This window comes from Streptomyces sp. NPDC059564 (assembly GCF_042735575.1).
Classification (GTDB): Bacteria; Actinomycetota; Actinomycetes; order Streptomycetales; family Streptomycetaceae; genus Streptomyces.
In genome coordinates this window covers 1-5,433 of record NZ_JBHWBP010000452.1, presented here as the reverse complement: position 1 = coordinate 5,433, position 5,433 = coordinate 1, and the positions used below count along the sequence as shown (strand labels likewise).

The window sequence follows — 5,433 nt, the reverse complement described above, 5'->3', positions numbered from 1 at the left end:
CGACGATGAGGTCTTACGAGAGTTGGTGGGTTCTGGTGGGCTGGTTTTTGTTTATATCCGACTGGGGGTGCTGCCGGTCCGACTCCCCAGTCGTACGGGCAGCACCCTTCACCTGCCGTCCGTCGTCGAGCCCCCGTCCCCACGGGGTTCGACAAGGCCGATGTCCCGGCCCGGGCCGCTCTCCCGGGCCTGGGGCGCCGCTCAGCGCCCCAGCATCACGCCAACGGACGACGCTTGTGCCGCCACCTGGTCGAATCCTCCGAAGAGGAAGAGCAGGAGGGCGGCCAGGGGAAGGACCATGGCCGCGGCCACCAGCGGGTGGCGCGTACCGGACTCATGGCTGTTGAACGCGAAGGCCTTGCGTCCCTGCCGTGCGATGTCCGCCATGGTCCTCTCCCTGTCGTTTGGCAGCGGCGGGTTTGTGACCTCGGGGGACGAGTGCGCCACCCGCCGCTTGTCTTCAACACTAGGCGGGCGGAAGGCCCCTGGCCTCATGCCCTCGTACCCCTTGCCGGGCCTCCGGGAGGATGAGGGGGGTGCCCTCGGAGTACTCCCCTGGGTGGAGACCGCTCCCCCGTCCTGGGGGTCTTCCCGGAGGGGATGACCGGAGGGTAGTGACTTCGCTCACTTCCGTCACTCCCCGCACACGCGTGTCCTCGTACGGGGTGTTGACGGGTTCCTCCGGCCGCGACCTCCGCTCCGCCTCGGGGATGACCTCCTCCGGAACGATCTCCGGCGCCAATCCCCTTGGCACGAGGGCCCTTTGGGGACGGGGCGCGAGAGGAGACAGAAGACTCCCCCTCCGGCCGGCACACCCTCAAGTGGCCTGCCCCGCACTGACGATCGAATCCCCCGACGAGGGCGCGGCCTCTGAGCGCTCGTGCCGGATGGTCCGTAAGCTGTGCCAGGTCAACAGGACGACCGGGCAGCGGGGTGGACATGGCGATGATGCGGCTCCGGCGCGAGGACCCGCGTGTCGTCGGCTCGTTCAGACTGCACCGGCGGCTCGGCGCCGGCGGCATGGGCGTGGTCTACCTGGGCTCCGACCGGCGCGGGCAGCGCGTCGCCCTGAAGGTGATCCGGCCGGACCTGGCCGAGGACCAGGAGTTCCGCTCCCGCTTCGCGCGCGAGGTGTCCGCCGCGCGGCGGATCCGCGGCGGGTGCACCGCGCGGCTGGTGGCCGCCGACCTGGACGCCGAGCGTCCCTGGTTCGCCACCCAGTACGTGCCCGGACCCTCCCTCCACGACAAGGTGGCCGAGGAAGGTCCCCTGACCGCCGCGCAGATCGCCGCGATCGGCGCCGCGCTCTCCGAGGGGCTCGTCGCCGTGCACGAGGCGGGGGTGGTCCACCGCGACCTGAAGCCCTCGAACATCCTGCTCTCCCCCAAGGGCCCGCGGATCATCGACTTCGGCATCGCCTGGGCGACCGGGGCGAGCACCCTGACCCACGTGGGCACCGCCGTCGGCTCCCCCGGCTTCCTCGCGCCCGAACAGGTGCGCGGCGCCGCCGTCACCCCGGCGACGGACGTCTTCGCGCTCGGCGCCACCCTCGCCTACGCGGCCACCGCCGACTCGCCCTTCGGGCACGGCAGTTCCGAGGTCATGCTGTACCGCGTGGTGCACGAGGAGCCCCATCTGGTGGGGGTGCCCGACGCCCTGGCGCCGCTGGTCCGGGCCTGCCTGGCCAAGGATCCCGAGGAGCGGCCGAGCACGCTCCAGCTGTCGATGCGGCTGAAGGAGATCGCCGCCCGTGAGGCACAGGGGCTGGGCGACGGGCGTCCGCCGGCGCAGCGGGTCCGCGCCGACCGGCCCGCGGGGCGGCCCGCCGACCAGACCGCGCTCTACACGGAGCACGGCGCGGAGCGGCGTACGGGCGCAGGCACCCCCGTCCCGCGGGCGCAGGCGCCGCACGGGGGCCCGGCCTCGCGGCCCTCGTCCCCGCGCAACCCCGGGTCCACGGCAGGCCGTACGGGCGGCGGGCGGCCGGCTCCGCGCACCACCGGGACGGGGCGCCGCCCCTCGCGGCCGGACCCGAAGCTGCTGCGGCAGCGGCTGATCGTGTTCGTCGTGGTGACGCTGCTGGTGGCGCTGGGCATCGCCCTGGCGCAGAAGCTCTGACGAGGCCGCGTACGGGCCCGTTGCGGGGCCCGTGGCGGTGTCAGGCGCGGCTGCCGGCCACCGCGTAGAAGGCGACGGCGGCGGCCGCGCCCACGTTGAGCGAGTCCACGCCGTGCGCCATGGGGATGCGCACCCATTCGTCGGCGGCGACCAGGGCCTGGGTGGACAGGCCGTCGCCCTCCGCGCCGAGCATCAGCGCGACCCGTTCCAGGGTCTGCGGGGCGGCCTCGTCGATGGGCGAGGCCTTCTCGTGCGGGGTCAGGGCGAGGAGCTTGAAGCCCGCCTCCCGTACCGAGTCCAGGCTCTTGGGCCAGGCCTCGAGGCGGGCGTAGGGGACGGAGAACACCGCGCCCATGGAGACCTTCACCGAGCGGCGGTACAGCGGGTCGGCGCAGTCGGGGGACAGCAGGACGGCGTCCATGCCGAGGGCGGCGGCGCTGCGGAAGATGGCCCCGATGTTGGTGTGGTCGTTGACCGCCTCCATGACGGCCACCCGGCGGGCCGAGGCCAGCAGTTCCCGGGCCGTGGGCAGCGGCTTGCGCTGCATCGAGGCGAGGGCGCCGCGGTGCACGTGGTAGCCGGTGACGCGTTCGGCGAGGTCGGGGCTGACGGCGTAGACCGGGGCGGGGAGCTCGTCGATGACGTCGCGCATGACGTCGACCCACTTGGCGGAGAGCAGCATCGAGCGCATCTCGTACCCGGCGTCCTTGGCGCGTCTGATGACCTTCTCGCCCTCGGCGATGAAGAGGCCTTCGGCGGGCTCGCGGCGGCGCCGGAGTTCGACGTCGGTCAGGCCCGTGTAGTCGCGCAGGCGCGGGTCGTCGGGGTCTTCGATGGTGATGAGATCAGCCACAGGGTGATACTGCCTTGTCCTGGGTGTGGTGCCAACGGCCTGTCAGGCGCTGGTGCTGGGGAGGGCGTCCGGGGCGCCGGGGGTGTGGACGCGGACGACCTCGCCGATGACGATGACGGCGGGCGGGCGGATCTCCTCGGCGCGGACGGTCTCGCCGACCGTGGCGAGGGTGGCGTCCACCCGGCGCTGGGTGGCGGTGGTGCCCTCCTGGACGACGGCGACCGGGGTGTCGCCGGGGCGGCCGTGGCGGACCAGGGCCTCGGCGATCAGGCCGATCTTGTCGACGCCCATGAGGATGACCAGGGTGCCGGTGAGCTTCGCGAGGGAGGCCCAGTCCACGAGGGAGCGCGGGTCGTCGGGGCCGACGTGGCCGCTGACCACGGTGAACTCGTGCGCCACGCCGCGGTGGGTGACCGGGATGCCGGCGGCGCCGGGCACGGAGATGGAGCTGGAGATGCCGGGCACGACGGTGCACGGGATGCCGGCCTCGGCGAGGGCCTGGAGCTCCTCCATGCCGCGGCCGAAGACGTACGGGTCCCCGCCCTTGAGGCGGACCACGGCCTTACCGGCCTTGGCGTGCTCGATCAGCGCGTTGTTGATGGCCTCCTGGGCCATGAAACGGCCGTACGGGATCTTCGCGGCGTCGATGACCTCGACGTGCGGCGGGAGCTCGTCGAGGAGGTCGCGGGGGCCGAGCCGGTCGGCGATGACCACGTCGGCCTCGGCGAGGAGGCGGCGGCCGCGCACGGTGATCAGGTCCGGGTCGCCGGGGCCGCCGCCGACGAGGGAGACGCCGGGGGTGTGGGTGCGGCGGTGCGGTGCGGCGAGAGTGCCGTCGCGCAGGCCCTCGACGACGGCGTCGCGGACGGCCGCGGAGCGGCGGGGGTCGTTGCCGGTCAGCACGGCGACGGTGACGCCCTCGACGCGGCCGGTGGCCGGGGTCCAGGCGGTGGCGGCGGAGGCGTCGTCGGCGCGCACGCACCAGACGCGCTCGCGTTCGGCCTCGGCGGAGGCGCGCTCGTTGTCCTCGCGGTTCTGGGTGGCGATCAGGGCGTACCAGGCGCCGGCGAGGTCGCCGTCCTGGTAGCGGCGGCGCTCCCAGCGGATCTCGCCGGTCTCCGCCATCGCGTCCACGGAGGGGGTCGCGGAGGGGGAGATCAGCAGGACGTCGGCGCCGGCCGCGATGAGCGCGGGCAGGCGGCGCTGGGCGACCTGGCCGCCGCCGATGACGACGACGCGGCGCCCGGCCAGGCGGAGCCCTACGGGGTAGGCGGGGTGTGCCGGGTTTGCCATGGCGGATGCGGCTCCTGATGCGGCGGGGTCGGGGGGCCGCTGCGGCGCTGGAGCGGCGTGGCACTGACGTGCGGTTCGTGGTGCGGGTCCACCATACGGCTCCCGCCGGGCCCATAGGCAGGCCGGGCTCCCGAAGAGGGGCCGGCCCGCTGGGACGAAGGCGGGGTCGGGCCGCCCGACGGGCGGATCAGGGTCTCGGAGGGGACCCGGCTCCACAAGGACTGCGTCCTGCGGCGAAGGTCTGGGCGCCGAAGGCGTCCACCTGGCCGATCCGGACGAGGAGCACGGCGGAGCCCAGCAGGCCGGCCGTCAGGAGGGCCGCGGCCGTGCGGCGGGGCCGGGGGCGGTCGGGCCAGGTGGCGGGGCCGCCGCCGCGCCGGGAGACGAAGCGCGGGTCCTCCCGGGGCATGGCCGCCGGGTATCCGGCGCGGCGCAGGAGGCGGCGCGGTTCCGGGAGGGACCAGGCGCGGCCCGGCGTACGGCTGCCGGCCGTGACCTCCCGGAGGCCCCGGGGGTCCGGCGGGTTCACGACCACCTCGGGCCTGGCTCCCACGCTCATGGGAACCAGGCTCCAGGGGGCGTCGGCGCGGTGCGCGCCGGGCTGCTCCAGGCGGGCCTACTTCTCGGTCACGCCCGCCGAGTCGAAGGTGGCGACCTCGTGCATGGCGCGCGCCGCGCTCTGGACCAGGGGGAGGGCCAGGAGGGCGCCCGTGCCTTCGCCGAGGCGGAGGTCCAGGTCGACCAGGGGGCGCAGGCCGAGCTTGTTCAGGGCCGCGACGTGGCCCGGCTCCGCGCTGCGGTGGCCCGCGATGCACGCCGACAGGGACTCCGGGGCGATGGCGCGGGCCACCAGGGCGGCCGCGCCCGCGCTCACGCCGTCCAGGATGACCGGCGTACGGAGCGAGGCGCCGCCCAGCAGGAGGCCGACGATCGCCGCGTGCTCCAGGCCGCCGATGGCCGCCAGGACGCCGATCGGGTCCGCCGGGTCGGGCTGGTGGAGCTCCAGGGCGCGGCGGACGACCTCGACCTTGCGGGCGTGGGTCTCGTCGTTGATGCCGGTGCCGCGGCCGGTGACCTCCGCCGCGTCGACCCCCGTGAAGACGGAGATGAGGGCGGCGGACACCGTGGTGTTCGCGATGCCCATCTCACCGGTGAGCAGGGCCTTGTTG

6 protein-coding genes are annotated in these 5,433 nt (G+C 74.6%); 1 reads left to right on the top strand and 5 read right to left on the bottom strand.

Features of this window, described 5'->3' with window-relative positions; genetic code table 11:
- Positions 1-201: 201 nt before the first annotated feature.
- Positions 202-387: a hypothetical protein gene (locus tag ACFV0Q_RS37970; RefSeq protein ID WP_030233823.1), complete on the bottom strand. Its 186-nt coding sequence runs from the start codon at positions 385-387 to the stop codon at positions 202-204.
- A 546-nt stretch (positions 388-933) separates the two neighbouring features.
- Here ACFV0Q_RS37970 and ACFV0Q_RS37965 point away from each other — a divergent pair.
- Positions 934-2,118, top strand: a complete 1,185-nt coding sequence (locus ACFV0Q_RS37965) for a serine/threonine-protein kinase (RefSeq protein WP_385012146.1) — start codon at positions 934-936, stop codon at positions 2,116-2,118.
- Between the two features lie 40 nt (positions 2,119-2,158).
- Here the strand turns inward: ACFV0Q_RS37965 and ACFV0Q_RS37960 are convergent, their stop codons facing one another.
- The 4 genes from ACFV0Q_RS37960 to ACFV0Q_RS37945 form a co-directional block, all read right to left on the bottom strand.
- Complete coding sequence (locus ACFV0Q_RS37960) at positions 2,159-2,971, bottom strand: TrmH family RNA methyltransferase (protein WP_385012143.1); 813 nt, start codon at positions 2,969-2,971, stop codon at positions 2,159-2,161.
- A 42-nt stretch (positions 2,972-3,013) separates the two neighbouring features.
- The gene (cobA, locus tag ACFV0Q_RS37955) at positions 3,014-4,264 is read right to left on the bottom strand and encodes a uroporphyrinogen-III C-methyltransferase (RefSeq protein WP_385012141.1); all 1,251 of its coding nucleotides are present in this window, start codon (positions 4,262-4,264) and stop codon (positions 3,014-3,016) included.
- 187 nt (positions 4,265-4,451) lie between these two features.
- Positions 4,452-4,823, bottom strand: coding sequence for a hypothetical protein (locus tag ACFV0Q_RS37950; RefSeq protein ID WP_385012139.1), 372 nt, complete (start codon positions 4,821-4,823; stop codon positions 4,452-4,454).
- 57 nt (positions 4,824-4,880) lie between these two features.
- On the bottom strand, positions 4,881-5,433 hold a 553-nt coding region (locus tag ACFV0Q_RS37945), incomplete at its 5' end, for a nicotinate-nucleotide--dimethylbenzimidazole phosphoribosyltransferase (RefSeq protein ID WP_385012137.1).

Bases quoted from the DNA above. Each gene is read 5' to 3' on its own strand.
- ACFV0Q_RS37950 (WP_385012139.1), bottom strand. From the start codon at position 4,823: ATGAGCGTGGGAGCCAGGCCCGAGGTGGTCGTGAACCCGCCGGACCCC.
- ACFV0Q_RS37970 (WP_030233823.1), bottom strand. From the start codon at position 387: ATGGCGGACATCGCACGGCAGGGACGCAAGGCCTTCGCGTTCAACAGC.
- cobA (WP_385012141.1), bottom strand. From the start codon at position 4,264: ATGGCAAACCCGGCACACCCCGCCTACCCCGTAGGGCTCCGCCTGGCC.